General features: G+C 43.2%; 21 protein-coding genes. 5 read left to right on the top strand and 16 right to left on the bottom strand.

Features of this window, described 5'->3' with window-relative positions; translation table 11 throughout:
* Nucleotides 1–124 precede the first annotated feature (124 nt).
* Complete coding sequence (scpB, locus tag V7K97_RS05995; protein WP_334799837.1) at nucleotides 125–661, bottom strand: SMC-Scp complex subunit ScpB; 537 nt, start codon at nucleotides 659–661, stop codon at nucleotides 125–127.
* A 214-nt stretch (nucleotides 662–875) separates the two neighbouring features.
* Complete coding sequence (gene ispD / locus V7K97_RS05990; RefSeq protein WP_334799836.1) at nucleotides 876–1,559, bottom strand: 2-C-methyl-D-erythritol 4-phosphate cytidylyltransferase; 684 nt, start codon at nucleotides 1,557–1,559, stop codon at nucleotides 876–878.
* A 69-nt stretch (nucleotides 1,560–1,628) separates the two neighbouring features.
* On the opposite strand from ispD, the gene V7K97_RS05985 reads away from it, so the two are divergent.
* Nucleotides 1,629–2,588, top strand: coding sequence for a glycosyltransferase family 9 protein (locus V7K97_RS05985; protein ID WP_334799834.1), 960 nt, complete (start codon nucleotides 1,629–1,631; stop codon nucleotides 2,586–2,588).
* A gap of 343 nt (nucleotides 2,589–2,931) precedes the next feature.
* Here the strand turns inward: V7K97_RS05985 and V7K97_RS05980 are convergent, their stop codons facing one another.
* Complete coding sequence (locus V7K97_RS05980; protein WP_334799855.1) at nucleotides 2,932–3,402, bottom strand: CRR6 family NdhI maturation factor; 471 nt, start codon at nucleotides 3,400–3,402, stop codon at nucleotides 2,932–2,934.
* Between the two features lie 637 nt (nucleotides 3,403–4,039).
* Here V7K97_RS05980 and V7K97_RS05975 point away from each other — a divergent pair.
* The gene (locus V7K97_RS05975) at nucleotides 4,040–4,486 is read left to right on the top strand and encodes a Fur family transcriptional regulator (RefSeq protein WP_334799833.1); all 447 of its coding nucleotides are present in this window, start codon (nucleotides 4,040–4,042) and stop codon (nucleotides 4,484–4,486) included.
* Between the two features lie 262 nt (nucleotides 4,487–4,748).
* Here V7K97_RS05975 and V7K97_RS05970 read toward each other — a convergent pair whose 3' ends face one another.
* Complete coding sequence (locus V7K97_RS05970; RefSeq protein WP_334799832.1) at nucleotides 4,749–7,772, bottom strand: pentapeptide repeat-containing protein; 3,024 nt, start codon at nucleotides 7,770–7,772, stop codon at nucleotides 4,749–4,751.
* A 143-nt stretch (nucleotides 7,773–7,915) separates the two neighbouring features.
* Here V7K97_RS05970 and V7K97_RS05965 point away from each other — a divergent pair, with 143 nt between their 5' ends.
* Together V7K97_RS05965 and V7K97_RS05960 are read left to right on the top strand one after the other, a co-directional pair.
* Complete coding sequence (locus tag V7K97_RS05965; protein WP_334799854.1) at nucleotides 7,916–9,688, top strand: DUF3685 domain-containing protein; 1,773 nt, start codon at nucleotides 7,916–7,918, stop codon at nucleotides 9,686–9,688.
* 198 nt (nucleotides 9,689–9,886) lie between these two features.
* Nucleotides 9,887–10,606 carry a diacylglycerol/polyprenol kinase family protein gene (locus V7K97_RS05960; protein WP_334799831.1) on the top strand — a complete coding sequence of 240 codons (720 nt, stop codon included), beginning with the start codon at nucleotides 9,887–9,889 and terminating at the stop codon, nucleotides 10,604–10,606.
* A 413-nt stretch (nucleotides 10,607–11,019) separates the two neighbouring features.
* Here V7K97_RS05960 and V7K97_RS05955 read toward each other — a convergent pair whose 3' ends face one another.
* The 7 genes from V7K97_RS05955 to V7K97_RS05925 form a co-directional block, all read right to left on the bottom strand.
* Nucleotides 11,020–12,474 (bottom strand): dihydrolipoyl dehydrogenase family protein, encoded by a 1,455-nt coding sequence (locus V7K97_RS05955; RefSeq protein ID WP_334799830.1) that lies wholly within the window; start codon nucleotides 12,472–12,474, stop codon nucleotides 11,020–11,022.
* 296 nt (nucleotides 12,475–12,770) lie between these two features.
* Nucleotides 12,771–13,853: a threonine-phosphate decarboxylase CobD gene (cobD, locus tag V7K97_RS05950; RefSeq protein WP_334799829.1), complete on the bottom strand. Its 1,083-nt coding sequence runs from the start codon at nucleotides 13,851–13,853 to the stop codon at nucleotides 12,771–12,773.
* A 22-nt stretch (nucleotides 13,854–13,875) separates the two neighbouring features.
* The gene (locus V7K97_RS05945) at nucleotides 13,876–14,160 is read right to left on the bottom strand and encodes an HU family DNA-binding protein (RefSeq protein WP_334799827.1); all 285 of its coding nucleotides are present in this window, start codon (nucleotides 14,158–14,160) and stop codon (nucleotides 13,876–13,878) included.
* Between the two features lie 371 nt (nucleotides 14,161–14,531).
* Nucleotides 14,532–15,917 carry a PP2C family protein-serine/threonine phosphatase gene (locus tag V7K97_RS05940; protein WP_334799826.1) on the bottom strand — a complete coding sequence of 462 codons (1,386 nt, stop codon included), beginning with the start codon at nucleotides 15,915–15,917 and terminating at the stop codon, nucleotides 14,532–14,534.
* A gap of 872 nt (nucleotides 15,918–16,789) precedes the next feature.
* The gene (gene ftsY, locus V7K97_RS05935; protein WP_334799825.1) at nucleotides 16,790–18,454 is read right to left on the bottom strand and encodes a signal recognition particle-docking protein FtsY; all 1,665 of its coding nucleotides are present in this window, start codon (nucleotides 18,452–18,454) and stop codon (nucleotides 16,790–16,792) included.
* 219 nt (nucleotides 18,455–18,673) lie between these two features.
* Nucleotides 18,674–19,315 (bottom strand): transcription antitermination factor NusB, encoded by a 642-nt coding sequence (gene nusB, locus V7K97_RS05930; RefSeq protein WP_334799824.1) that lies wholly within the window; start codon nucleotides 19,313–19,315, stop codon nucleotides 18,674–18,676.
* 122 nt (nucleotides 19,316–19,437) lie between these two features.
* The gene (locus tag V7K97_RS05925; RefSeq protein ID WP_334799823.1) at nucleotides 19,438–20,202 is read right to left on the bottom strand and encodes a DUF502 domain-containing protein; all 765 of its coding nucleotides are present in this window, start codon (nucleotides 20,200–20,202) and stop codon (nucleotides 19,438–19,440) included.
* A 392-nt stretch (nucleotides 20,203–20,594) separates the two neighbouring features.
* Here V7K97_RS05925 and V7K97_RS05920 point away from each other — a divergent pair, with 392 nt between their 5' ends.
* A complete protein-coding gene (locus V7K97_RS05920) occupies nucleotides 20,595–20,870 on the top strand; it encodes a hypothetical protein (RefSeq protein WP_334799822.1) in 276 nt (91 codons plus the stop codon).
* Nucleotides 20,871–21,158: 288 nt separating this feature from the next.
* On the opposite strand, the gene V7K97_RS05915 is transcribed toward V7K97_RS05920, so the two are convergent.
* From V7K97_RS05915 to V7K97_RS05895, 5 genes are all read right to left on the bottom strand, one after another.
* Entirely contained in the window at nucleotides 21,159–22,067 is a 909-nt protein-coding gene (locus V7K97_RS05915; protein ID WP_334799821.1) for a glycosyltransferase family 2 protein, read from the bottom strand.
* Between the two features lie 126 nt (nucleotides 22,068–22,193).
* Nucleotides 22,194–23,033: a hormogonium polysaccharide biosynthesis protein HpsJ gene (gene hpsJ-B / locus V7K97_RS05910; RefSeq protein ID WP_334799820.1), complete on the bottom strand. Its 840-nt coding sequence runs from the start codon at nucleotides 23,031–23,033 to the stop codon at nucleotides 22,194–22,196.
* Nucleotides 23,034–23,400: 367 nt separating this feature from the next.
* On the bottom strand, nucleotides 23,401–24,045 hold the full coding sequence (locus V7K97_RS05905; RefSeq protein ID WP_334799819.1) for a TIGR04282 family arsenosugar biosynthesis glycosyltransferase: 645 nt from the start codon (nucleotides 24,043–24,045) through the stop codon (nucleotides 23,401–23,403).
* 32 nt (nucleotides 24,046–24,077) lie between these two features.
* Entirely contained in the window at nucleotides 24,078–24,734 is a 657-nt protein-coding gene (locus tag V7K97_RS05900) for a pilus assembly FimT family protein (RefSeq protein ID WP_334799818.1), read from the bottom strand.
* The gene (locus V7K97_RS05895; protein WP_334799817.1) at nucleotides 24,700–25,776 is read right to left on the bottom strand and encodes a glycosyltransferase; all 1,077 of its coding nucleotides are present in this window, start codon (nucleotides 25,774–25,776) and stop codon (nucleotides 24,700–24,702) included. Before V7K97_RS05895 ends, V7K97_RS05900 begins: the two co-directional genes overlap by 35 nt.
* Between the last annotated feature and the right edge of the window lies 1 nt (nucleotide 25,777).

The following is a 25,777-nucleotide window of genomic DNA, read 5'->3' as shown; positions in this document are numbered from 1 at the left end:
TTGCTAACTCTACTCTAAACCATAGTACAAGGGTAGCGCATTCACCACGGGTATTAAGTCAAGAGGAGGGGAGTGGGGAATAGGGAATAATCAAGAGTTCTTCTTCCCCTACCTTCCCTGCTCCCTACTCCCCACTCCCCACTCCCTCCAGTTCTAGTTCTAGTTGTTCTTCCTTCTGGTTGGTAGAAAGTATTTGCGGAAGTTGTTCGATTTGGAAATATTGATAAAATTTCGGCGTTACTTGAAGTGAGTAGGAGCGAGAATCACTGTCTCGGCGCTTTCGGATGAAACCAAGTTCGACGAGTTCTGGAACATGTTGATATACCCCTGAACCGCGCAGGTTAATCAAGTCACTCTGGAGTATGGGACTATTGAGGGCGATCGCTGCTAAAGTCCGCAATGCTCCTACACCCAATTCTACTGGTATCATCGTTTGCACTAAATCATGAAAGTCAGACCGTAGTTGCAAACTGTAACCATCTGGAGTTTCTATTACCTCTAGAGCGCTATCTCGGTGGGCATAGTTGTCCATTAGTTCAATCATGCCTTCCTTAACACTGGCGCGATCGCACGCGGCATACTCGGCGATTTCGCCGAGCGACAAGGGTTTACCCTTTAAATAGAGAATTGCTTCTATCTTCGTCGCTGTGGCTGTAATCATTTAGTTATTAGTCATTGGTCATTAGTCACTTGTACTGAGCGAAGTCGTTGGCGCAGCCTCTCGTAGAGAAGCATTGGTCATTAGCAGATGACAACTAACAATCAACAAGTTTGTGGCACTATATCGTAAATTGTCAAAATATTGTTTGAAACTCTCAAATTGGCATTGGGCATTGGTTATTTACCCCACTCCCTACTCCCCATTCCCCATTCCCTCAAAAGCCTCTAGTTGTGAGAATAAATTCTGCGATCGCTAAATCTTGTGGGGTGGTCACTTTTAAATTCGTCTCCTCTCCCTCGACAATTCGCACTTCAATACCACACTTTTCAAATAAAGCAGCGTCGTCAGTTACTTCCCAACCTTGACGAACACCTTCAGCATGGCACTGTTTCAATAACTTGACATCAAATCCTTGGGGAGTTTGTGCCGCCCATAGTTTTCGTCTATCGGGTGTTTCTTGAATTATGCCTTGTTCATCGACAACTTTGATGGTGTCTTTGACGGGTACACCAGCAATTAAGCCGGGACAGCGGCCAATGGCCTCGGCACAAGAGTTAAATAAATTTGGTGTTACCAGGCATCTCGCGCCATCATGAATCAAAACTTGTTCTGCGGCTATTGGTAGCGCCTGCAAGCCATTGTAAACAGATTCCTGCCGGGTGGAGCCACCTTGAATCAATTCCACTGGTTTAGTCAGCTTCAGATCGGCGATAATTGTTTTGAAATCAGACCAGTCAGCAGGTTGAGAAATAATCCCGATCCAACTGATTGTAGTGGCGGCTTCTGCGGCTAATAGAGTCCAAGCAATAATTGGTTGCGATCGCACTTTCAGCAGGAGTTTATTACGGTTACTCCCCATTCTTTTTCCTATTCCCGCAGATGGAATTAGTAAATACACAGAATTCCTCAATCTTTAAGCTATATATTTTCCCCTAAAATGGGGAGCGAGTAAGCGTCAATAAATATTATGCGAGTAGTAGCCCTTGTACCTGGCGGAATTGGCGACCAAATTCTCTTCTTTCCGACCCTAGATGACTTGAAGCGCCATTACCCTAACGCTCAGATCGATGTCGTTGTTGAACCCCGGTCAAAGGCTGCATACCAAGTGAGCAAGTCAGTTCACGAGGTACTGAACTTTGATTTTCATGACCGTAACAGTCTGGCAGATTGGGGTAACTTGGTGGGCACCATTCGCGATCGCGAATACGATGTTGCCATTGCTGTTAAGCAAAATTGGTTGGTGGGTCTTTTACTCTGGTTGACGGGGATTCCTATACGCATTGGCTATCAAGGTAAAGGATCGGGTTTTCTTACCCATGCTGTACCGTTCAAACTATCCCAGTATGCGGCAGCATTATACCACGATTTGCTGCAACCATTGGAAATAAATAGCCCTGTGCCAGAGTTAGCAGTAAATGTGCCAAAACCAGATATTGAGTGGGCACAAAAGGAACAAAAACGTTTAGGGGTGCATGAAACAGGCTATATCTTGATTAATGGCGGTTCTGGCCAATTATCCCAGGCTAAAGAACCGGATAAAATCTACCCTGTCCAGAGTTGGCACCAAATTATTCAAGCCTTCCACCACAAGCAACCGGAACTGCCTGTGGTGGTGATTAAGGGAGTTGATGATGAACAGTTTGTGCGATCGCTTCTGGAGTCTTCTCCAGATATCAAAGTAACTGCCCCAGATGATATTGGCAAGTTAACTGCCATAATTGCCGGGGCAAATTTGTTGCTGTCTACTGATAATGCGGCACTACAACTGAGTGTTGCAGTTCAAACCTATACCATTGCCCTATTTGGTCCCACCAATTCAGCGAAATTGTTGCCGAAAAACGATAAATTCCTGGCCATTGAATCCCCCACGGGAAAAACGGCGGATATTTCACCAAACGCAGTTTTAGAGAAAATTTGGGGTGGCTAAAGCAGTAGTTTTTTGAAGAGGAATTCAGAAGTCGGAACAAAAAAGTGGGGGATTCAGATCCGCTATTACGAAAGCTGACCACCAAATCATAAGACCTCTTGCATAAATCAAAAATAAAGAACCCCACCCCGCATTTGAGTAAAGCAAACGCTCCCCTCTCCGCTTGCTCTTAGGGGTTGGGGGTGGGGTGTTAAGGACTTTTGCAAGAGGTCTATAGATTTGGTAGGGGTGCAAAAATGCCGTTTATTCAGCGTTCCACTGAACGCCCACGCCGAAGTCAGCTTTTTCGTTCAGAATTCAATTCTGAATTCTGGCTCCTGACTCCTGAATTCTTTCTTTCTTGTTAAAATATCGCAAAAAAAGCATCATCTAATTCGTAACCCAGCATTTGGGCCATAGACTTCAGCCGCGAGAGGCTGGGGATATCCTGCTGTTTGAGCCAATCGGCTAAAATAAAGATTTTGTGCATCAAAAATATCTCTAAGGCTTCAGGATTGTACTGAATGCCTTCTTGGGAACTAAACTGATGTGGTACAAGCATGGCGGCGTAACGAGCGAATTCCCCAGCTTTCCAATCGAGTAAAAATGGCAACCAGGGATATTTGGCATCTAGACGCACAAACCACAGCCGCACCTCTGGAATTTCTGAGAGTTCCCTCGGATCGCCTGGTTCGCGATCGTAATTGATATCAAAGCGTAGCTGCTGTTCATGGGATACGATCCCATCTTGCAGCAGTTTTTCAATCACCGTTGACGCAGGCGACAGATCCAGATTGTTAATGAAGTCATTATTGAGTGCGATCGCAATTGTCATTGATTCAGCAGCCACTTTCTTGATGCTCAATTGTAGGATCGACAATCTACAGTAGCAGCTTTCAGGCATTGACGCTACATAAACATTAAGTAGCACAAAGACTTCTTCACAAATTAATTAGTATTTACTGATACTTTTTTACTGATCATTTGCTCAACCCATACAAGGTTTATACACATAACAAATTTTTAATTGTAGGGTGCGTTAGCTGAAAGCGTAACGCACCTGAAATTATGGATGGTGCGTTACGCTCTGCTAACACACCCGACGTTAATTTATATTTGTTTACATATATTGAAATTTTCTTGCCTACTTACCTAATTTAAATAAGAAATTACTACACCATTAACATGGTATGCCATTAGAATCAGGCTACTTGGGAAACGCAACGCCTCCCCAAGGTGGACATTTACAGCAATTTTAAGTTAAAGTTGTAATGAGTTTGTTTTAGATTAAGGTCTGACAAAGTAAGCATCAACAAGCAAAAAAAATCATTATCGCCACCTGTCACTTCCGCAGCATCAAAAGCCAAAACACAAGCACAGGTAAAAGAGCGGTGTGCAATAGAGTTGCATATATTAAATAACCAATAAACATTTAGACGGGAAAATTACCCCAACAGTTAAGAAGCTGTAATATGCAAAAACAAACAATTACTACAAAACCAATTCGTTCTTTAGAAGATGCGCTTGAGCGCTGTCAAATCCTGGGTATGCGCGTCAGTCGTCAGCGTCGCTTTATTCTGGAGTTACTTTGGCAAGCAAATGAACACCTTGCGGCGAGAGAGATTTACGATCGCTTGAACCAAGAAGGCAAAGAGATCGGTCATACCTCTGTTTATCAAAACTTAGAAGCATTATCAAGTCAAGGCATCATTGAGTGTATTGAGCGCTGTGATGGGCGTTTGTACGGCAATATCAGTGACTCTCACAGTCATGTCAACTGTATAGATACAAATCAAATTCTCGATGTTCATGTAGAACTTCCAGAAGATTTTATCCGCAAAATCGAAGAACAAACAGGAGTGCGGATTACTGACTACAGTATTAACTTTTTTGGCTACCGGAATCAGGAAGAGGGTTAGGGACTGGGGATTGGGGACTAGGGATGAGGGAGAATGCCCAATTCCCTATTCCCAATTCCCTATTCCCAATTCCCTATTCCCTATTCCCAATTCCCTATTCCCAATTCCCAATTCCCAATTCCCAATTCCCTATCCCCTATTCCCAATTCCCAATTCCCAATTCCCTATTCCCTATTCCCTATCCCCTATTCCCAATTCCCAATTCCCTATTCCCTATCCCCTATTCCCTATTCCCAATTCCCTATCCCCTATCCCCTATTCCCTATTCCCCAATAGAATTATTGCTAAAAACTGTCTCATCATCGCCATCATCATCATATAAATCTACTGGTAAAATCATGCCTTCGCAGCTTTCAATTAGTCCGAGGGCAGGGATCTTGTTCCAATTAGCATCCATATTTGGGGTGATTTGTATGGTGTTTAAGAAGCGCTGCTGCGATGCCTGCGGCGGTAAACTACGCAAATGTTTCAGTTTTTGAAACGACTCTTTAGAGAACAAAGCACCATTATCGTTGGCCAATTGTTTGTCAGTCTCAGCGAGGATGGCATCAAATAAACAGGCGTTCGTGAGATTAGCTGAACTCAGATTTATCATCATCAGGTTGGCCTGTTGCAGATTTGCCCCTGTGAGGTTCGCTTGTCGGAGGTTTGCGCCTACGAGATTCGCTTGTTGTAGGTTCGCGCCTGTGAGGTTCGCCTGTTGCAAATTGGCTCCAGCTAAATTCGTCCCGATTAACTCCGCATTGGATAAGTTTGTCTGCTCAAGATTTACCCCAGTTAACACCACTTGCAATAAAGAGGCTCCCGATAAGTTGATTCCAGCCAGAGATTTGATTCGGGTTGCGAAGGCACTTTTATGCAAAACCGTTGTCTTAGCAATCAGCCCACTCAGCGCCTCTGGATTGAATTCTGCCAAATTCGCTGGATTCCCACAAGGCCAAAAAGGAACTCTTGTTTCTCGGTAGCAAGCACAAAGCAATAAAAATACATTCAGTCCCACCGCAGCATTCACCTGTTCAACATTCACAGGGTTTTGTTGTGCTTGAAAATGAGTTAAAGCTTTGTGGGCTATCCCTTGATCTAACCAACAGCCTTGACAGTAAGCACGCCAAAAAGATAAAAGACGTTGAAACAAAGCTTCAAACGAAAATTTGTGCTTTTGCTGTCGGCGCAATTGTGCGATCGCCAATTCTTCAATTTCCTGGCTCAGTATCCCGTAACCTAGTAAATTATAAATATGCTGGGCTACGCTACTAGGAGAATCAAGTACAAAAGTCGGCGTACCATAAGCCTCATTTTGGTACTGAGTCAGAAATTTAAGTTGGGCAGCAATCGCATTTGCACAAAGAGATTCTCCCAACTTGATATGCGAAAACTCAATTAAACTAGTTTTCGCTGCGCTTTCTACATCCCGAACTTTCAAATAAAACCCTGGTAGAGGATGAAATTCACCAGCTACATTGATTTGATGACGTTGCGAGTGTAAAATTTGGAGAGCGATCGCTTGCATCTGCTCAAGTAAATCTTGGGGATGACGACCAGCGAGTAAATTAGCGATCGCTTCTGGAGTCCGGTGGATATGAGCCGATCCTGAGCGCAGTAGCATCGTCTTGATCCCACCAATTAGCGGATAACCCAACAACCATCGACTCAGGCGATGATGAATTTCCCATAACAGAAAAGACTTTTGGTTATTAGCAGCTAACTGCAATAGTTCATCATCTACCAATCCGTCGCGGTGCAAAATGCCCAACAAATGCAGCATTAGCGGTTGACGCACAAGGGCAGATAATCCTGAAAACTTTGATTGGCTGACAAATAACCCTGACTGTTTTAGGAATGTAAAGAAATTTTGAGCGATCGCCAACGATTGCACTTTTGCCCATTGTTGAAACCATTGTTTGAGTTCGTCCGCATCAAACGGCTGAATAATAATTCGCCTTAATAATAGCGATACTTCTGGGGCGATTTCTTCTAACGTCGTTGATCGACTCGTTAACACAATTTTGTGCCGATGCTGAGATTGAAAGTTCAGTAATTGCTGAATGAAAATTGGTTTTGCCCTGATACCGTGAGCAGAAGGGGGCAGTTCATCCAAACCATCTAGCAGCAACAGACAAGGGAGGTTTTCTTGCTCTAACCAAGTTGAAAGATTAACAGGAAAGGCAGAATTCAGGGTTTCAATTAAAGTTTTACCATATTTTACATCTCGTAACCTAATTATTATAGGCATCCAAGTAGGGTAGAATTCCTCTGCTAGCTGTGCTGCCCAAAGTTGGCAAAAACTGGTTTTTCCATAACCAGGTTCCGATTCAATCATAGCGATCGTTTCTAAATCAGTTAGCTGTTGCTGCGCCCATATCTTTAAATCAACTGGTTTAACAGTTTTTTTATCCTGCTCAGAAATACTTTCTTCTATTGGTAAGCCTTTTTGTGGCACATAGATATCCTTGAGAGCAAAGGATTCCATCAGCAAAGGCATACTGAGATTTTTAATCAAACTTGCACGGTAATATTCTCGGTGCAAATCAATTTTCTCGCCGACTGTAGAACCAACTTCTGGGGTGATCGAATTGGGAGATAATGAAATCCCCAATCGGAAAAATTTTTGCAGTTGGGCTAAAGGTGCAGCATTCTCAGTAACGACTACCAGTATTTCACCAGGAAGTGAGTTGACCAAACGCTGTGTTAGAAGTTTAGCTTCAGTTTCCTCTGCACCATTGGCAATTAACCAAGCTATGACAGCGTTATTTATTTGTTGCACCAGTAATGAATCTGCAACCAAAGATAATGCTTGTTCCGCTTGAGTATCAGTCAATTTACCAGGACTGAGAGTTTTCAGCAAACCTTGTAATTGCGGATCTTGGAGGATGAATTTACCCACATCCCCTTTAAGTATGTGTGATTGGATAGGTATACTTGCCCGGTCTAGCCACGGTCTTTGCAGCTTTGCTTCTTGCTCTAGAATTGCTTGCAAAGCGTGGAGATAGGCAATTTGAAACGCTAGCCACGTCCCTTCGTTACGTTTTAACGGTTTTTTTTGGCTGAGGTTACGCAACAGGTTTTCTGTCAACTGGGAAATCACACTGATTTCTTCCCAAACAACACCTAAAGGCAGTTCTAAGACCTCTACCAAGGTACAAATATCAAAAGGCATGAGGCTTTTGACTTCCATATCCTGAACAATCCGGTAGGCAATACCTGCCAATTGCGCCGGTGAAAATGCTTTGATTTGATTGATTGCGATCTGGCGTTCTGCCAACCAGTGCCGAATACTCAGGTTCATTTCATTACACAGTGAAGGCTGTTTATGGCAATTATGATCGATTTATCAGTTTGCGAAAACAGGTAACAATGGGAAAGACAAAGTTTTGTATCAAAGTTGTTTGCTGATTGGTAAAAAACCGTGCTTGTGTAATTGAGTGGACTATGAGCGATCGCCCTCTAAAATTATTGTTAATCGACCAAGACCCGATTTTTCGTCTGGGATTACAGATAGCCCTAGAAGCAATTCCTCACCTGGAAGCGATCGCAGCTGTAGAAAATGACACCGTTGCCTTGCAGATTTTAGCAGAAATTGCCCAGGAAGACCCTAATCAGGTAAATTTGGTGGTTTTGGAATTCGGGAATGGTCGCTCTACCACCAGTCAACAGCTAGGCTTACAATTCTGTCGCCAACTCAGAGCCTTATATCCCAACCTGCCAATTTTGCTCCTCAGTTCTGTGCAAGAACAAGGACTGCTATTAGCTGCTAAATCTGTTGGTGTAAATGGCTACTGCCCCAAAGGTACACCACTTCCTGAGTTAGTCACCGCCATGCAACAAGTCGCAGATGGTGCTTCCTATTGGTTCCAAGACACAGAAGCAATAACAACTCCTAACTCCCCACTCCCTAGTACAGACGCGATTAATCGCGTCTCTCCCCACTCCTCACTCCCTTTCCATAGACTCCGAAATAATTTACGTTTGTCAGGAATTGCTCACATTGACGCTACCCTAGCCGTAGTAACAGCACAATTACAAGTTCCCGGACTACCAGTATTAGATCGAGCAATTCTAGCTGGACGACGGCGAGAACTGCTAGCAGCTCGTTGGTTGCTAAATCGGTTGTTGGTTTCATCGCAAGAAAGGCAAGAGGAACATATTGCTGCTGATGAGCCGCCTCTGACTCCTTCATTGAATAGTGCCATTCAACAAAGACAAACGGTGTCACCTTTACTTAGTCCGGAAACCCTACAATCTGCTTTGTTTGCATCTTGTGTTACTAAACTTCAATTTTCTTTACGAAATGTCACGAATATACCTTTAGAAATTGACATCTTTCGTGAAGATAAAAAACGGGAATTACTTTATTTGATCCTGCAAAAATTGGCTGAACAGTTGGATGAGTTGCGTGCTTCTCAAATAGAGATAAATCAATTATATGAAGTAAAAAATACCTTAATACGCGACTTATGGCAAGCAGCGATTACAGATTTTTTTGGGAAGTTTGCTCGAATCAAAATAGGGAATCAATATATAGAAATTGTCAAGTTATTGATGCAAAATACAGAAGTTGTCCAAAGAGATATTCTCGATAAAATTCCGCTACTTTGTGAGTTTTATTCTTATCTTCTATTTCAAACAGAATTAAATATTGATAATACCTCCTATCCAGTAGTGAGCGCTGAAGCCAAGTCGCAAGCATTAATGATTTTAGAGAACTTGTTGATTCAGGTAGCGAATGGAGTAGTGCAACCACTGTTAAATTCTTTAGCAGATGTAGAAGAGATTAAGCAAAATTTTTATGGGCGGCAATTGATTTCTACAAGAGAGATTGAACGGTTTAGAAATGATTTATCGTGGAAATACCGATTAAGAAATTATATAAATGAGCCAAAAGCAGTTTTTGAAAGTAGGTATGAACTATTTGTAATTGCACCTCGTGGGATTGCCAATACTTCAGTTTATGCTCCTCGAAATCAGGAGTTAGTAAAACTTTCCAATATTCCTTTAGTAGTGACATTGCTCCTAGAATTTAGTGATGCGATCGCACCGCGTTTAAAATCACTATTAGCTTTTTTAGGTAGCGGTATAGTCTTCATACTTACTCAAATAGTTGGTCGGGGTTTAGGTTTAATCGGTCGTGGTATTCTTCAAGGTATTGGTAGCGTTTCGTCAGTAGACAAGAACCTGAGACGAAATAGCGATCGACCAAAGTGAGGGATGAGGGGGATGAGGGGCATTGGTGTTAACTTAACGGTAAAAGGGCGGTTAGAAACCGCGTCTACACAGGCAAAACCCACCTCCGTGGGTTAAAAAAGCTTAGTTTTCTCTTAGTCCACGGAGGTGGACTTTGTTTGTGTAGCCGCGAATTCTATTCGCCCTGGCTCTAAGTTGACACCTATTGACAAATGACAAATGACAAATGATTTTATCGGGCTAGCAATTTCTTATGTTTACGCTACCGGTCTACTTGTCATTGGCGAGGGACTGCGTAAACTATTTGGTGTGAAGCCAGATTTGACGCGCAAAGTGATCCATATTGGTGCAGGGATGTGGGTTTTTGGTGTTCTGCTGCTGTTTAAACACTGGGAAATCGGAATTATACCTTTTGCTACCTTTATCGGACTCAACTACCTGTTTTACCGCTACCGAATCATCGGCGCAATGGATACCCAAGATAGCTCACCTGGTACAGTTTACTTCGCTATCTCAGTAACACTGCTGTTTGGGCTACTGTGGCGACCAGATGGGCCAGTAGATAGCGTTGCGATCGCTGTTGCTGGCATAATGGCCATGACCTGGGGTGATGCACTAGCAGCATTAATCGGTAGACGCTTCGGACAGCATAAGTACCAAGTGGTAAATTCTGTGCGTTCCTGGGAGGGTTCAGCAGCAATGTTTGGAGCGAGTACAGTAGTGATTTTCTTGGTGCTGTTGCTGCTACCTGGTTCATTACTGAGTCCCCTAGCAACACCTTTAAGTTTAAAATCGGCATTGTTGACGGCGGTGGTAACAGCTACTTTCGCTACCCTAGCAGAGGCAGTCTCACCCCACGGTACAGATAACCTCAGCGTACCTCTAGTAGCGGCGGGAGTTGTATGGGTTGTGATGCAGAATTTTTCAGGGACTCCCTAAAAAATATTCAATTCTATAGGCTGTGTTATGCCAATTCTGTATGAAGATGCGCCAAACTACATGAGGAACGAACCATAAAGGGCGCAAAGGACACAAAGAAAGAAAGAAAATTTGGCGCAGCCTCACAAAGAAATGGTATTAGGGATTTCCAAGAAATAAATTATGCAAATAAACGAACCACAGAGGCGCAGAGAACACAGAGAGAGGAGAAATACAGAGGTTTTGCGTCAGTTTTGGGATATTTTTTTCTTTGGAAGTCCCTTAGCGATCGCGTAAAGCACCGCAACAACCCAATATGCCCAATGCCCAATACTTCTCTTCTTAGGCTGCGCCAATGACAACTCTTGGAGACGCTACGCGTAGCAAGATCCCCGGAGGGGTACGCTCAGTACAAGTGCCCAATGCCCCATAACTCATAAATTCCAATTGCGGCGGAAATGGAAGAAGCCTTCTAAAAACTCTTGCAAAGCAATATTGCTATTTAACTTTTCCTTACTCCACTCTCTTGCAGTTTGTTCCAGAATTTCTGAGAAACTAGGATAGACGGGAGATAAATTTGCTAAATCTTTAACTTTAATTTTTTGTGACATTGCCAAGGCAATCAAATTAATTAATTCTCCGGCTTCTCCCCCCAATATCGAAGCTCCCAAAATTTCCCCGTTGCGTAGCACAATTAATTTACACATACCAGTGGTTTCGCCCCGAAGCTGGGCTGCTGCTACCGTTTTAAAATACTGTCGCAAAACTAAAACTTCATCTCGACCAAATTGGCGTTTTGCCTGTGCCTCTGTCAAACCCACTTGCGCCAGCATCAGCGCAGAAAATATCGCCCAAGGAACGGAGTGATAATTTACTCGTAACCTGGGGAAAAAGAGTGCATTGTTCAGGGCAATTTTTGCTTCATAATTAGCGATATTGGCTAAATCGTAACCACCAATTACATCCCCACAAGCGTAAATGCGGTGGTTAGTAGTTTGCAATTTATCATTCACTACTAAACTACGTCGATGCCATTTCACACCGACTGCTGCCAAATTTAGAGATTCCAGATTTGGCTGTTGTCCAGTCGCCACTAAAATTTCATCAGTTTCAATAGCCTTATCTCCTGCTTGAACCCACTTTTTACCCTCAATTAGCCTCACCTGAGTTACTGGTTTTTCGGTGAGGACAGGCACACCTTCAACTTCCAACTGCGCCTGAAGCAGTATGGCTATCTCCGGGTCTATATCGGGGAGAATGTAACGATGCTTGACTACTAGCGTCACACTGCAACCAAACCGCGCTAAAGTTTGAGCGATTTCAATGCTTTGGGGAATTCCACCGATAATTACCCAATTTTTGGCTAATGTTGCTCCCTGTAAGGATTGCCAAATATTAGATAGGGTTAGATAGCCAGTGGCTTGCAATCCTTCAATCTCCGGGATTTCTGGACGCGAACCACTGGCCAGCAAATAGGTACGGGCGCGTAGTAGACGCTTGTTAACGGCAAAAGCAAGTTGTGGTGAAGATTGGAATTGACCATTGCCAACGATGACATCGACTCCCCGCGCGGCTAGGATGGCTGGAGAATGGTGTTCTTTGAGATTTGAGGCCACGCATTGAGCATACAGCATCGCTTCTTGCCATACCATCGATACGTGGCATTCTTCTGAGGTATTAGCGTGTGTGGCATGAATGCCAAAAGCAGAGCTATTATCCAACTTCTGCGCCAGTTTACCGATTTCGGTAAGAGCATGGTGATGAGTAAACCCGTAGTCTACTTTGGGTTCCACCAAGGCAACTGTAGCATGTAGTTGGGTTGCAGCAAGGGCAGCGTAGTACGCAGCAAGACTGCCGCCAATAATTACAACATCGTAGTCAATTGTCATCACTCATGGGGCATTGGGCATTGGGCATTGGGCATGGGGCATGGGGCATCCCTTCTCTACGAGATGCTACGCGTAGCTTGCTTCCACGAAGTGGTACGGCTCCGCTCAGGGCAAGTGGGCATGGGGCATCCCTTCTCTACGAGACGCTACGCGTAGCTTGCTTCCACGAAGTGGTACGGCTCCGCTCAGGGCAAGTGGGCATGGGGCACTTGTACTGAGCGCAGTCGTTGGCGCAGCCTAAGAAGAGAAGTATGGGGCATTGGGCATGGGGGAGAATGAAAATTACCTCATCTCCCCTATTCCCCACTTCCCACTCCCCACTCCCCACTCAGCGCTGTTATTAAGCGTTGGTTATCGGATTGAGAACGTACAGCAACCCGGAAAAAGCGATCGCCTAGTTCTTTAAAACTAAGGCAATCGCGGATTAAAATCTGGTGATCCTTGAGTAATTGTTGCTGTAACTGCGAAGTAGACTCTTGAGACTCAACCAGTAAAAAGTTAGCAGCACTTGCTTGGGGTTGCAATCCGGGGATTTTAGCCAAACCCTGAAAGAGTTGGTTTCGTGCAGGTGGTAGCCATGCCCAGGTTTGCTGCTGAAACTCTGTATCCTGGAGTGCTGCAATTGCCGCCGCCGCCGCTAGGGTGTTTACAGGCCAAGGGTCACGCCATAGTTGCCATTTAGCTAGGCAGTCGGGGTGTGCGATCGCATATCCTAATCGCAGTCCTGGGAGACTGTAAAATTTGGTTAGCGATCGCAATATTACTAAATTTGGATATTCCTGCACCACCGGAATCAGGCTTTGTTCCTCATTCGGCGGCACAAAATCCATAAATGCTTCATCCACCACCACCAAAGCAAATTGCTCCAAATAGGGCAAAATAGAGTCCCGCGAAAATAGCTTCCCGGTTGGGTTGTGGGGGTTATTCAGCAATAATCCTTTGTCCCTTGTCAATGGCAAATGACCACTGACTAATACTTCGGCTTCGCTCAGTACAAGTGACAAAGGACACTCCAGCACATTAGCTTTGTACGCTGCCAAGGTTCGGTAGTAGTCACCAAAGGCTGGAGTTATTAAAATTGTCGCGGCTAATTGAGCTAATTCCCTACCGATTAAAGTCAGTAATTCTGCGGAGCCGTTACCCGGCAGAATCCACTCAGGCGGCAGTTGATGGAAGTGACTGAGAGCTAGTCTCAGTTCACTATAATTTGGGTCTGGATAGTGCTTAAGATTACCAATTTGGGACTGAATAGCAGCGATCGCGCTATTTGGAGGCCCCAACGGGCTGATGCTAGCAGAAAAATCCAGAATAGCATCAGGGGGACAGCCAGCCAGTGCTGCTGCCCAGGCTAAATTTCCCCCGTGTGCAGGTTGCCGCATTAAAAAAGGGTTCCCTAAGAACCTATGATTTTGGGGGTGCTACCTTTTCTCTAAACAGTTTCCCTGCCGAGAAAGCAGGAACTCTTGTCGCAGGAATTTCCATCTTTTCATTTGTTTTCGGGTTGCGACCTTCGCGGGCTTTACGTTCCCGTGATTCAAATGAGCCAAATCCCACCAACGTCACCTTGTTACCAGAAGAAACCGCTTCCACAATCTCATCCAAAGCGGCACTTAAGACTGCATCCGCTTGTTTCTTCGTAACATTAGCCTTTTCAGCTATGGCATCAACTAATTCACCTTTGTTCATATCAAACTCCTGAAGGTTTACTTGAGATTCTTTACGGATGCACCTTGACACATCTGTACTGAAATCTTTGTTCGCGGAAATACAAAAATCATCCTTTGGGAGTACTTTTACTCAAAACGGCTGTACATACCATCGGCTCGACTTTTCAATGAATCATTCTAAGGTGTTGTAGCCTGATGTGGATAGATGAAACCATTAATTTATATAGATTTCAGGATGTTTTGTAATTTTAGGGTACTTGTTTGACTAAAAACTACCCCAGAAGTAGGAAAAAATACTTATTTCAAACCGAGTAGGGGCAAGACTTCGGTATGAATACTCATACCGAAGTCTTTTGAAGACCAACGGGGTTGGCGACAACCTCGTTGAGTTTAATAAATTTGCAGAACAACTAGGGTCATATCATCAGTGTTTTGCTTATCAGCACCAATGAATTGCTGAACTTGGTCAAATAGGTAATCCACAATCTCCTCTGGCCCATTGCAGTACTTACAAGCCGTATTGAAGCCAGCAACAAAATTCTCTTCATCGAAGCGATCGCCACCTGCGGCAGCAGCATCAGTCAAGCCATCTGTATAGTAAATAATTGTATCCCCAGGCTCTAACTGTACCTGGGCATCTTCATATTGGCTGTTAGCATCCAAACCGATTAGCATTCCTAGAGTATCTAAACGGGTGACAGTTTTCGTGGCTGCGTGCCACCATAAGGGTGGATTGTGTGCCGCATTGCTATAAGACAAAACTCGGTTATGGGGATTATATTCTGAATAAAATAGCGTTACAAAGCGGTGGGAATTTTCCAAATCCGCATACATCACTCTATTTAAGTTTTGCAGAATTCTGGCTGGGGAATTACCATGTAGCACTTCCCCCCGTAGCATTCCCCGCATCATCGTCATAATCAGCCCAGCCGGGACACCTTTGCCCATAACATCTCCAATAACCAAACCCCAGCGACTAGTTTCCGTGCTGCCTTTGGTCTTAAGCTGAATCTTATTATGATTGGTAGCAATAAAGTCGTAGTAATCTCCACCGACGCGATTGGCAGGTTTACAGCGTGCCGCTAGTACTGCACCAGGAATTGTCGGACATTGACGTGGTAGAAGTCGCCGTTGAATTTCTGCGCCAATTTCTAGTTCTTGATCTAGGCGTTCTTTTTTTCTTAGTTCTACAGCTAGTTCATCGTTTTCGATCGCCACTGCTGTTTGATCTGCCACTAACCTAACTAACTTTTGCCTAGTTTCTGTCCAACTATATTCTGGATCGCGGCTCAAGACATAAAGCCATCCCCGTTCTGTATGTTTCACCAGAATTGCCGTACCAAAGATTTGCACATCTGGCCCCAAATAGCGATGCATCTGGTCATCCAAAATCCCCGTGGCATTGGCTAGAAGGGCACTATTGGGGATAAGCGTGATTTGACTGCTAGCTATTTCTAGCGCTTTGCGAATATTCTTTCGCTGACGACTATCTTGCCAATGTAACTGCTCTAACCTAACTTGACCATTAGGTTTGTAGAGAAACAGGGCGCTGCCGTCTGCATCCGTCACTCTTGTTGCCATCAACGGGATCAGTTCCAAAAACTGATTCAAATTATTGAAACTTCTCAGGGCAAATCCTAAAGAACTTAGCAAATCTTGAATTTTGTTCTGTTCCCGGTGCAACCTTGCCACGAGTTCTTTGAGTGCCACGACTGGTGTGACATCAGTCGCGGCACTACTATTGTTATCAGTGGGTTGAGAGGGCAGTTGAGACACAGGTACAGGTACAGCTTTATATTGGCAGATTTTAGATTACTTATAAATCTTTTGGCTTTGGCATTGCTAAACCATATTTAGACAAGACTTGTCATTTTAGCAAGAGTATAAAGACGTAATAGGCAAATTTTATAAGTATTTTATTTGCCTATTGTATTTTTGATGGAATATTCTTAATTTCAAATCATGTATTTTTAGTCCAAATCCAACCCGTAAAAATTACTAGTTTTAATGATAGTTCCGAAAACTTTTCATTTTTCCATAACTTAATTACCAAAGCATATCTCTAAATTTATATAAATACTTTATTCAAAGAATAATTTATAGTGCTTTCAGAGTGACTGCTTGGGCAGAGGCAACTAGTACAACACGGCGGAAATAAACCTACCATCTCAAAAGGGTAGAAAGCTTGTAGTACAAGTATTCTTTCTTTTTACTTTTTACTTTTTACTTTTTACTTTTGCCTTGTTGTACTAGGAGTATTTTGAGTGAAAACCTCCATAACACTCAAATCGAGGTTGGTTTGGTAAAAAACAGACTTACACTCATTCCCAAACCTGAGAATATGTAAATAAGTCTTCAAATACTTAATTTACACACCATAATTACCGTGATCCAGTTTGTAGTCAGGATTTTAGTGCTTAGAAAATAACGACTAAAGTGCTGACTATGAAATTACTTACCCAGCAATTTCAACTTCACAAGCTTCAAATTCTAGCAAAAGTCACACATTTATTGTGACAAGCTGATAATTTTAGGACTTGATCTGTTTCCAGTATTTTGTTTCTAGTTAGTTCAAGTGATAATATCAGATCAGTTATCCCTAAATTTATCAGTTTGTCAAGAAAAATTTTTAACTCCAAATTTTTCAACTAGCCACTCAAGAGAGCTTCGACAAACTCATAGCTCGAAAACGGGCGCAGGTCTTCAATTCCTTCACCAGCACCAATAAAGCGAATGGGTAAACCTAGTTGTTGCACAACAGCTAGGGCAACGCCGCCTTTGGCAGTACCATCGAGCTTGGTTAAGACAACACCACTCAGTTGGGCAGCTTGGGAGAAAAGTTCAGCTTGCCGCAGTCCATTTTGCCCTAAAGTGGCATCTAGAACTAAAAGAGATTCTACTTTGGCATTTGGGGCTTTTTTGTCGATAATTCGGCGGATTTTACCGAGTTCGTCCATTAAGTTTTTTTTGTTTTGCAGTCGCCCAGCAGTATCTAGCAAAAGTAATTCGGTTTGACGTGCTTGGGCAGCTGCGATCGCATCAAAGACAACTGCTGCCGGATCTGTATTCTTTCCCGGATTGGCAATTACATCCACACCGCTTCTACTACCCCAAACCTTCACCTGCTCCACAGCAGCAGCACGGAAGGTGTCTGCTGCCCCAATCAAACATTTATAGCCAGATTTTTGTCCTAGATGGGCAATTTTGCCGATAGTGGTGGTTTTACCGGCACCATTCACCCCAGTAATTAACCAAATGTTCAAGGTTTCTTTTTCTGGGGTAAAAGTAGTTTTCTGGGATGTAATGCTTGGCGCATCCAGCATATCCCGGAGGATTTTTTTCAGGTAAGCGATCGCTTCTTCAGGTGCAGTCACTTCTTCTCGAAGTTTTTTCTGTAGGGCATCGATAATAAAATCTGTGGCCTCTACACCCACATCAGCTTGCAGGAGCAATGCCTCAATTTCCGTCACAGCAGCAAGGTTTAGCGGCCCTTGACCAACGATCGCCTTCAGTTGGTTGAGAATGCTACGACGAGTTTTATCTAACCCTTGCCGGAGCTTTTTTAGCCAGGTAATTTCTTCCATAGAAACGTCTTCTGGACTTCTACCTTGAGCTGCTAAGACTCTCGCCGACCACACAAATCCATCATCAAATACCAATCCAGGAATTTCCTCTCCTACCTCGGAAGTTGTAGCTACTGGCTGTACTAACTCCGGTTCGGGGACTTCAATGGCGGTGGCTATTAATTGTTCTAGCTTGGCTTGCCGTTGAGCCTTTGCCCGTTCTAAGAAGGATAGTGCTGTTGGCTGTGTTGCCTCTGGGGTAGCTAGTGGTTCGGTGGGTGTTGGTTCAACTTCATTAGCCGTGAGTTCTTGGCTTTTGACATCTGGCTGATCAGCAATTGCTGCTACTGAGGAATCTTCTGTAATTTCTGACTCAGTAGCAACTTGGATAACTTCTGCCTGTGGAGTTTCTACAGTTGTTGTACTAACAGGTTCCTCGATTGTTTCTGGTTCAGTGATTTCCGCAATTGCCGTTTCTGCGGTTTCAGGTTGTGCTGATGGTGCTGGCGCATCTGCCGAATCAGGCTGGGTTACTACCTCGGCTTGCTGTTTTTGCTGGATATTTTTGTAGGCAGCTTTCGCAAACGCCAATAAGTCAGCTGTGGTGTCTGTTGCACCTTCAGTAGTTGGTGTTGATGTTTCGGCTGGCTCTGGTTGGGGTTCTTGTGCAGGAAGAGTTTCTTCCTGCTTCTTATCAGAGGGAGTGTCAGAGGAATCGTTATGTTGACGACGGAACCAATTAAAAACCATTGCAGCAGTATTGACTATATGAATTATGAGTTATGAATTATGAGTTTAATTTAACTTGGGGCATGGGGCACTTGTACTGAGCGTACCCCTCCGGGGATCTTGCTACGCGTAGCGTCTCCAAGAGTTGCCGTTGGCGCAGCCTAAGAAGAGAAGTATTGGGTATGGGTTATTTTCCTTGTCCCCGTCATCTTGCTCACTCTGGGAAATAAATATAAAAAGCTACGCACTTTTTTTCTGGTCACTGACTCGGCGCAAAACACCGTTAATAAACCGATGACCATCGTCTCCACTGTAGCGTTTGGCTAGTTCCACAGCTTCGTTGATGGCGATACTGTCTGGAACTCCTAAGAACTTCATTTCTGCCACAGCGATTTGCAGGATATCGCGGTCAATTTGGGCGAGGCGAGTTACTTGCCAATCTACTAAGGCAGTAGAAAGGAGTTCATCTATAATTTGTCGATTTTCGTTGACGGTAATCACAAGTTCTTTAGCGTAATTCCGAACTCCCTTGTCCTGATTAGCTAACTGAATTAACACAGGGAAATCAACTGCTGTACCCAACTGGTTGATTGCCGTCTGGGTGCAGGCGATCGCTTCTTGAAGCATTGTTCTGGCAGTATTGAGGTCGGCTGCCCGAGTTTGGCTACTTAAGAGGCGATCGTTACTGCGTTGCAGTTCACCTGCGGCGTTATCGAGGGTATCTTGCACTTCTGAGGTGAGAGTGCGTACTGCTCCTAGCACCAACTTGGATACTAGTTGATCGTCTTCCAATTTATCTAATTTCTTTGGGTTGACTGGCAATTGGCTAAGGCTTAAAAGCGCCAATTCACGAGCAATTTGCTGGGGTTTACGAGGTTGCATAAAAATGAGGGGTGATTGTGCGAGAACTGATTAACTAGGCGGGACAAACTTACGATCATATCAATTTTGGCACAGTCAAACAACAACATTAGGCATTTGCTTGTGACTTTGCCAGATTGATTTTAACTGTCTTCAACAGGAATAACCTGCTGGTTGATTTCGTCGTGTTTGACTTCCAAGGTGGACTCTTTGGGGAAAACCAAGGGCGCATTGGGGGCGACAATGCCACCTGATACAACTATTTTAAAAGCGTCTTCAATGGACATGGAGAGGTTCACCACCTCGTCTTCAGGAACAACTGCGTACCATCCGGTAGTCGGATTCGGGGTGGTGGGGATAAAAACACTTAGCACGGGGCGGGACATCTGGGTTTGGATATCACTGCTGATTGCACCAGTGACAAAGGCGATCGCCCAAATTCCCCGACGGGGATACTCTACCAAAATTACACGGCGAAACTTGCCATTAGAATCTTTTAGTATTGTTTCTAAAAGCTGTTTAAGAGTTTTGTATACCTGTCCCGCTAAAGGAATTGCCTGTAATAATCGCTCACCAAAATCTAACAACCACCGCCCAGCAATATTCCGAGCCATCAACCCCATCAACAATATACTTAGTAGTGGTACAGCTAGTCCTACTAATAAATTCAGTATATTTACTAAAATTGGGTTTAACCCATCAAAGGGATTCAGTTGTTTGGGAATTTGGGTAAGGAAGTTGATTACCCAAGTAGCAATGGTAATTGTCAGCCAGATAGTGGTTGCTAGGGGAATTATTACCAACAAACCAGCAATCAGGTCGTTTTTTAAGTCCTGTTTTAGGCGATCGATTACCAAGTCCCGATTCTCCTGTTTTAAGCTAGAGGAACTTTTGTTATTGGTATCCATACCAGCAGATTCGTCAAATTCCGAAGACTTTAACTTTAGGCAGTTTCTGCCGCAAGTAACTGTCCAAAACGCTAGCAAGTTGGCTGCTGGCGCAAAAACATGTACTTATTGCTGTAAATCAACTATTTTCCTACAAGCATACACATAGACATTAATCAATCCGATGGCGACTGGTTGTTGTCAGAAAATGTTACTTTTCTTTGCAAGACTTGTAAATGATTGTTGCAAGTCTCTTCGGTACTACTAATCTACCGCGCTCAATCAAAAGCTGCTCATGATTGTGAAAGTACCACCAGGTAAACTAAGGAATGATTTGATCTGGTTAGTTACTCACACATTACCAGGAGCAGCTTTTATGAAAATATTGCGTTAAAAATATTAATTTATTATATATGGCAGTCCCAAATCATGAGAAACAAGATCCCCGACTTCTAAAAGAAGTCGGGGATCTGTGGCTTTCAATTTTCAGTGCTTCTCGTTTAGATGTAACACGCGATAGTAAATATATACTATGTACTAATGACTCTTGGGTTCTAAATTCTGATTTTGCAGCGTACCCGCCCACCGTAGGCGATCGCAGTTTGAGCTATTTCCGACAGCAGCCCCACGCTGTCCCGAAGGGCGGCGATGGGAAGAATGGCGGGGCGATGACCGATGTCAACCGTTAGGTTGACGGGTTAAGAAGTAAAAAGTAAAAAGATAATCCCCATAAATAAATTGAGGGGATTTAATAATGACACCTTATTTCTCTCTACGAGACGCAATCATGCGAACGCGCTGCGCCACGACGCTCGATGACTCGCTTGCCGCCGGCGCTATCGTTATAAATGTTTTTATTTCATTCCATAAATAAATTTAGTTGCTCTCAAACCATTTTTCTTTTTCTTGATGAGTGCCTTTTTACTTTTTACTTTTGCCTTGTTCGGTGAGGGGAGTATGTCACAATCAGAACTTCTTCACACCGCATCAACCTGTGTAGTTTCAGAATCGGCACACTGCAACTGTTGTGTACTCTCTTCTACCAGAATTGCTGTTGTGTCTAAATTAGGTTTTGGTAGATACTTCATTTCCCAGACTTTGAGCAAAATCAGATATTCGTAGAATGCCTGCAATGTACACCAAGCAAGGCCGGCGCGTCCATCTAAACAGCCGCCTAAGATAAAATACATATATACAAACCGTAGCAACGGCCTAGCGGGTAAACGCAAAGACAAATCTTTCAGGGCGCGGCGTTTTTCGACTTCCGATTTGCCAAAGAATAAATCTTGCCAGTTGACTTTTCCCTGTTCTAGTTGATACATGGTCTCTTGAGCTTCATCTGTAGAATAACGGTTATGCTTTTCAATCCATCGGCTCAAGCCTTTGCTAGAAGTATAGTGTGGGTATGTTTCTTTTAAAAAGCTAGTTGCACCCTCACAAACTTCCCGTTCAGTATGACCGTAGTCTGTAAACCACACTTTCCCGTGGCGGAAGAGGCGCATTTGGTAACGGGGATACTGAGTGCTGTAACGAATCCAATGATTCATGAACATGACACGTTCAGCCACGTAGTAACCGATGTAGTCTGGATTCTGACTTGCCTTTTCGCATTCCGCGAACAGTTCTGGTGTCATACGCTCGTCAGCTTCGAGAATGTAAACCCATTCGTGCTTCTGGGGGATAGACTCTAACATCCAGGTGCGTTGGCGGCCGTGACTTTCAAAAGCGTGTTGGATGACGCGGATGGGATAGCGACTGGCGATTTCCACAGTGCGATCGCTACTGCATGAATCCACAACAATGATGTCATCTGATAGCATCGCCGATTCGATACAAGCAGCAATATCTAGTTCTTCGTTATATGTCAGTATGTAAATTGAGAACATTACCTAAGTTTTATAGCGATTTTACTCAGTGATAACTGCCTTTTTATTGTTATTAGCTATTGGGCGCATGGCAGTATAATCCGTCAATAATTTTTGGATACGTCCTACTGCCATGCCAATAGAAGATTAGCGGGCGGTAGCTCTAGGTTTACCTTGCACAGCACCCCTACCTCTTAAGCCTGTCCAGCCGATGATAATGTAACCAATGGACAACAGCAAACTGCTAATCCCAATCCGCAGTCCAGAATTCAAAGCAGTATCTTTAGCTTGTTTCTCTGCTTCTTCTCTGCGCTGGCGAAGTTGGCTTAGTTGTTGAGTTCGCAGTGTCTGAACATCTGTTTGTTGTTCGATAGCTTTCTCAAGTGCTTGAGGATCTGTTTTAGCCTTCTTCAGCAACTCTTTGATATTTGCGGGAATTTGAGGACTTTCAAGTGCTTGCTTATATTTTTGATCGTCTTTGAGGATTTCACTAAACTGAGCTTTGGTTTGAGTTCGCAGCTGCTCTAGTTGAGCTTTTCCTTGGTCGGTATTCAGTTGTGCTTGCAATTGCGATAACCGATTGTTCAGTTGAGTTTCTGCCTGATCTGCTTCTTGGGTGATTCGAGTAAGTGCTTGAGTCTTAGCTTGATTGACGTTATTGAGGTGCAGGGGAAAAATCAGCAAGAACATCAACCCTAAAATACTTGAGAGGATCAGGGCGGGAAATCTTAAATCAATACCTTGGGGGCGATCGCTTCCTGCATCAGCACTATCAATCCAATAGGCAGTAAACAGAAGCCCCAAGCCTACTAAAGGAACAATTCCCCGATCAACTAGCGCTGTTGCCAAGTTGATTTGCCATAGCCGATCAGTAGGTTGAAAGGGTAAGGATAGAATCAAAAAGTCAACGAAAAAAGACAAAATGCAGATTATTGCAACTACCTTAAGTGTGAGGGTAGTACTCACGGAAGGAAAACGGTTAACCATAGTTTTTCAAACTGGCGGTGAATACGGGTGATTTTCATATTTGAAGCTACTTGAATATTGTGCCCATGACCGTGACTGTTTTGTAGAAACACAAAGCAGATTCAATATTGGTAAAGGCTATCTGCCTCTTGGTTTTCAACTATGCCACAGTAACATTTGTTATGTACAGTGTCTTCAGGAAATTCCTGGTACTTTAAGATACGAACATGATGCAGGGCTGAAAAAAAGACTCATTAGGAACTTCCAAATAAAAAAATACTCAACTACTTCTTGTGGGGTGGGCGACACCAGCGCCCTTAACCGAAGGCAGGGAAAATGCCCACCCCACAAGATTAGATAATTAATTTATATGTTGGAAATTCCTTAATTACCCGATCTCCCCTGCAAGGGCTTGTTCCCAAATCGGCAGATCCTCCGGCCGATCAACATCAGCTAAAGGCAATAAATTCACATGAGATAAATTAAGTTTTTGGGCAATGTCCACGGTTTTCTGGAATACTTGAGCAGTTCCCCAATCGATGTTAACGAATAACTCTGGGATGGGTTGGCGCAAACCAATTAAGTAATATCCACCATCGATCGCAGGGCCAAGTACAAGATCAAAGGTGTGTAACTTCTCAAAGGCCGTCGCTAGAATCTGGGCATTCACTCCAGGACAATCTGTACCAATGATAATTACACTTTCTGCACCAGATTGAAAGGCATCAAAAAGCGATCGCGCCATCCGCAAACCTAGATCCCCTTCACCTTGAGACTGGTAAACCAAATCCAACCCCAGCCAATCTTCCATGAGTTGCAAATCGCCACCGCTAAACCGCACTTCTACAGATATAACAGCTACTTTTTGCAATTCTTGAACCTGAAATATTGTATATTCAGTCATTTCTCGTTGAAGATTGGCAGCACCAACAGTTCCCAAAACAGGTATCAATCGGGTTTTTGTCTTACCTGGTTCTGGATAGCGAGTGAAAATAATCAAGTGCTGTTTTGAGTTTCCTGGTAAGTTCAGCACACAATACCTTGTTTGAATCAACTAAAAATATCTTAATAGCAATACTTGTCGTTTTCGTTGGCTCTCAGATGATCTTTTCCAGTTTTGATTGCTCCTAAAATCGTAGAAACATAGATACAACGCTTAACCTTTCCACCATTTTGGCTATATAAGGTGATCTGTCCAAGTGTTCTTAGTGATGTGTTAGTACACTCATCTCCAACTTCATAAATAGGACAACCTTGGTAGTTAAATAGAACTCGCCATACTTGCTGTGAAGTCTGTTTTCGTAAAGTTGTCTCCTTTGCTCCTTTATTGTTTTGCTCTTCATAAATACGAGTGTTTGGCTCAAGATTATGCCAGAGGTTGCCATTGTTTTTAACAGCATCAGGAACAAATTGCCCTGCTTCTGCTTGATGAACTGCCCATTGCACTACACCGTTTTGTATGCGAAAACTGGCTTGCTTAGTTAATTTATCTTTGGTAGCTTGACTTTGAGCTTGGCGCAAAGCAAGGTGAACTTCGTTTTGGGCAGTGTTTAGACGGCGAGTTTCTACAAAAGCCAGCCAGTTGGGTATTTCCAGCGCCGCTAATATACCAATTAATACAACAACAGCTAACATCTCTGGCAAAGTAAAACCAGTATTAGAGTGGTTATTCCAGAGATTTTTCGCATTAACTAAAGATCGTAAATGCACCTGGGTATCCATTTTTACGTTCTGGTCGATTTTCAGTTACCCAGATGTTGAGGAATCTTTTAGTTTCTTGCTTTCTTACTTCGCGGCGATTAATAATACTGTAGAACAAGGTGGGCGAGGTAAAAATTATCGCAATTTTCAACAACAATTTTAAGGTTAAATTTATATTTTGAAGTCTTGAAGGGTCGTTAAGAAAATACTTCCAGAGAAATCTAGCAGATGCTAGACTTTTTTGCCTATTAAACGGCTCTTGTAGAGCTTTGCAAGTCAGGTATTTGTATAAATTTGCTAGGCTTATATGCCAACTATACTTAAGTGTAGTTCGTGTAGCGTCTCGTAGAGAAGGTCTTTCCTTGTATGCTCTCTCAAGCACTTGCAAGCAGGCTTTTTCCTGCCTGACAAGATTGGAAGAAACTGAATTAGCACTGATGCGATATAGTATTTGTACAGATGGTACACATATAAAATCAAACTTAGAGGCTAATCTTAACCACATATCCCAATCCTGAGCCGCACTTAGAGATTCGTCAAAGCCACCTAATGAAGTTAAAGCTTTTCTACAAATTAATGGATTGGAACCATTCTCTAGAAAGTTGTTTAACAACAATTTTTCATAAACATTTTCATTGACATTAATCCGCTTACCTGAAACTACAAATTGACCATTTGCGTCAATATAATCAGTCCAACTATAAGCAACTTTTGCAGTCACGTTTTCTTGCAGAGCTTTTAACTGAGACTGAAGTTTATCAGGTGTCCAAAGATCATCTGCATCTAAGAAACTAACAAATTCTCCAACTGCATGGTGTAATCCTCGGTTACGACTGACGTTTCCGCCAGCATTGGGATAGGAAAATACCTGTATTCGTGAGTCTTGGATTTGTGTAGCAACTTCTAAAGTTGAGTCTTGTGAACCATCATTAATTACAATTAATTCTAGGTCAGCAAAAGTTTGATTCAAAACAGATTTAATTGTCTGATTAATAGTTTTTTCACTATTATAAGCGGGGATGATTACAGAAATCTTCGGCAAGTTTTTGCTGATTATCATCATT

Origin of the sequence: Nostoc sp., assembly GCF_036917815.1 — a bacterium.
In the GTDB taxonomy this organism is placed as follows: domain Bacteria; phylum Cyanobacteriota; class Cyanobacteriia; order Cyanobacteriales; family Nostocaceae; genus Nostoc.
The sequence above is the reverse complement of the archived record's forward strand: the minus strand, read 5'-3'. Positions and strand labels throughout refer to the sequence as shown.

Coding starts and splice junctions, on each gene's coding strand:
- scpB (WP_334799837.1), bottom strand. CDS start 661: ATGATTACAGCCACAGCGACGAAGATAGAAGCAATTCTCTATTTAAAG.
- V7K97_RS05895 (WP_334799817.1), bottom strand. CDS start 25,776: ATGATGATAATCAGCAAAAACTTGCCGAAGATTTCTGTAATCATCCCC.
- V7K97_RS05985 (WP_334799834.1), top strand. CDS start 1,629: ATGCGAGTAGTAGCCCTTGTACCTGGCGGAATTGGCGACCAAATTCTC.
- V7K97_RS05965 (WP_334799854.1), top strand. CDS start 7,916: ATGAGCGATCGCCCTCTAAAATTATTGTTAATCGACCAAGACCCGATT.
- V7K97_RS05920 (WP_334799822.1), top strand. CDS start 20,595: ATGGCAGTCCCAAATCATGAGAAACAAGATCCCCGACTTCTAAAAGAA.
- V7K97_RS05980 (WP_334799855.1), bottom strand. CDS start 3,402: ATGACAATTGCGATCGCACTCAATAATGACTTCATTAACAATCTGGAT.
- V7K97_RS05955 (WP_334799830.1), bottom strand. CDS start 12,474: ATGACAATTGACTACGATGTTGTAATTATTGGCGGCAGTCTTGCTGCG.
- V7K97_RS05915 (WP_334799821.1), bottom strand. CDS start 22,067: ATGTTCTCAATTTACATACTGACATATAACGAAGAACTAGATATTGCT.
- ftsY (WP_334799825.1), bottom strand. CDS start 18,454: ATGGTTTTTAATTGGTTCCGTCGTCAACATAACGATTCCTCTGACACT.
- V7K97_RS05945 (WP_334799827.1), bottom strand. CDS start 14,160: ATGAACAAAGGTGAATTAGTTGATGCCATAGCTGAAAAGGCTAATGTT.
- cobD (WP_334799829.1), bottom strand. CDS start 13,853: ATGCGGCAACCTGCACACGGGGGAAATTTAGCCTGGGCAGCAGCACTG.
- V7K97_RS05960 (WP_334799831.1), top strand. CDS start 9,887: ATGACAAATGATTTTATCGGGCTAGCAATTTCTTATGTTTACGCTACC.
- V7K97_RS05970 (WP_334799832.1), bottom strand. CDS start 7,772: ATGAACCTGAGTATTCGGCACTGGTTGGCAGAACGCCAGATCGCAATC.
- hpsJ-B (WP_334799820.1), bottom strand. CDS start 23,033: ATGGTTAACCGTTTTCCTTCCGTGAGTACTACCCTCACACTTAAGGTA.
- V7K97_RS05975 (WP_334799833.1), top strand. CDS start 4,040: ATGCAAAAACAAACAATTACTACAAAACCAATTCGTTCTTTAGAAGAT.
- nusB (WP_334799824.1), bottom strand. CDS start 19,315: ATGCAACCTCGTAAACCCCAGCAAATTGCTCGTGAATTGGCGCTTTTA.
- V7K97_RS05925 (WP_334799823.1), bottom strand. CDS start 20,202: ATGGATACCAATAACAAAAGTTCCTCTAGCTTAAAACAGGAGAATCGG.
- V7K97_RS05900 (WP_334799818.1), bottom strand. CDS start 24,734: ATGGATACCCAGGTGCATTTACGATCTTTAGTTAATGCGAAAAATCTC.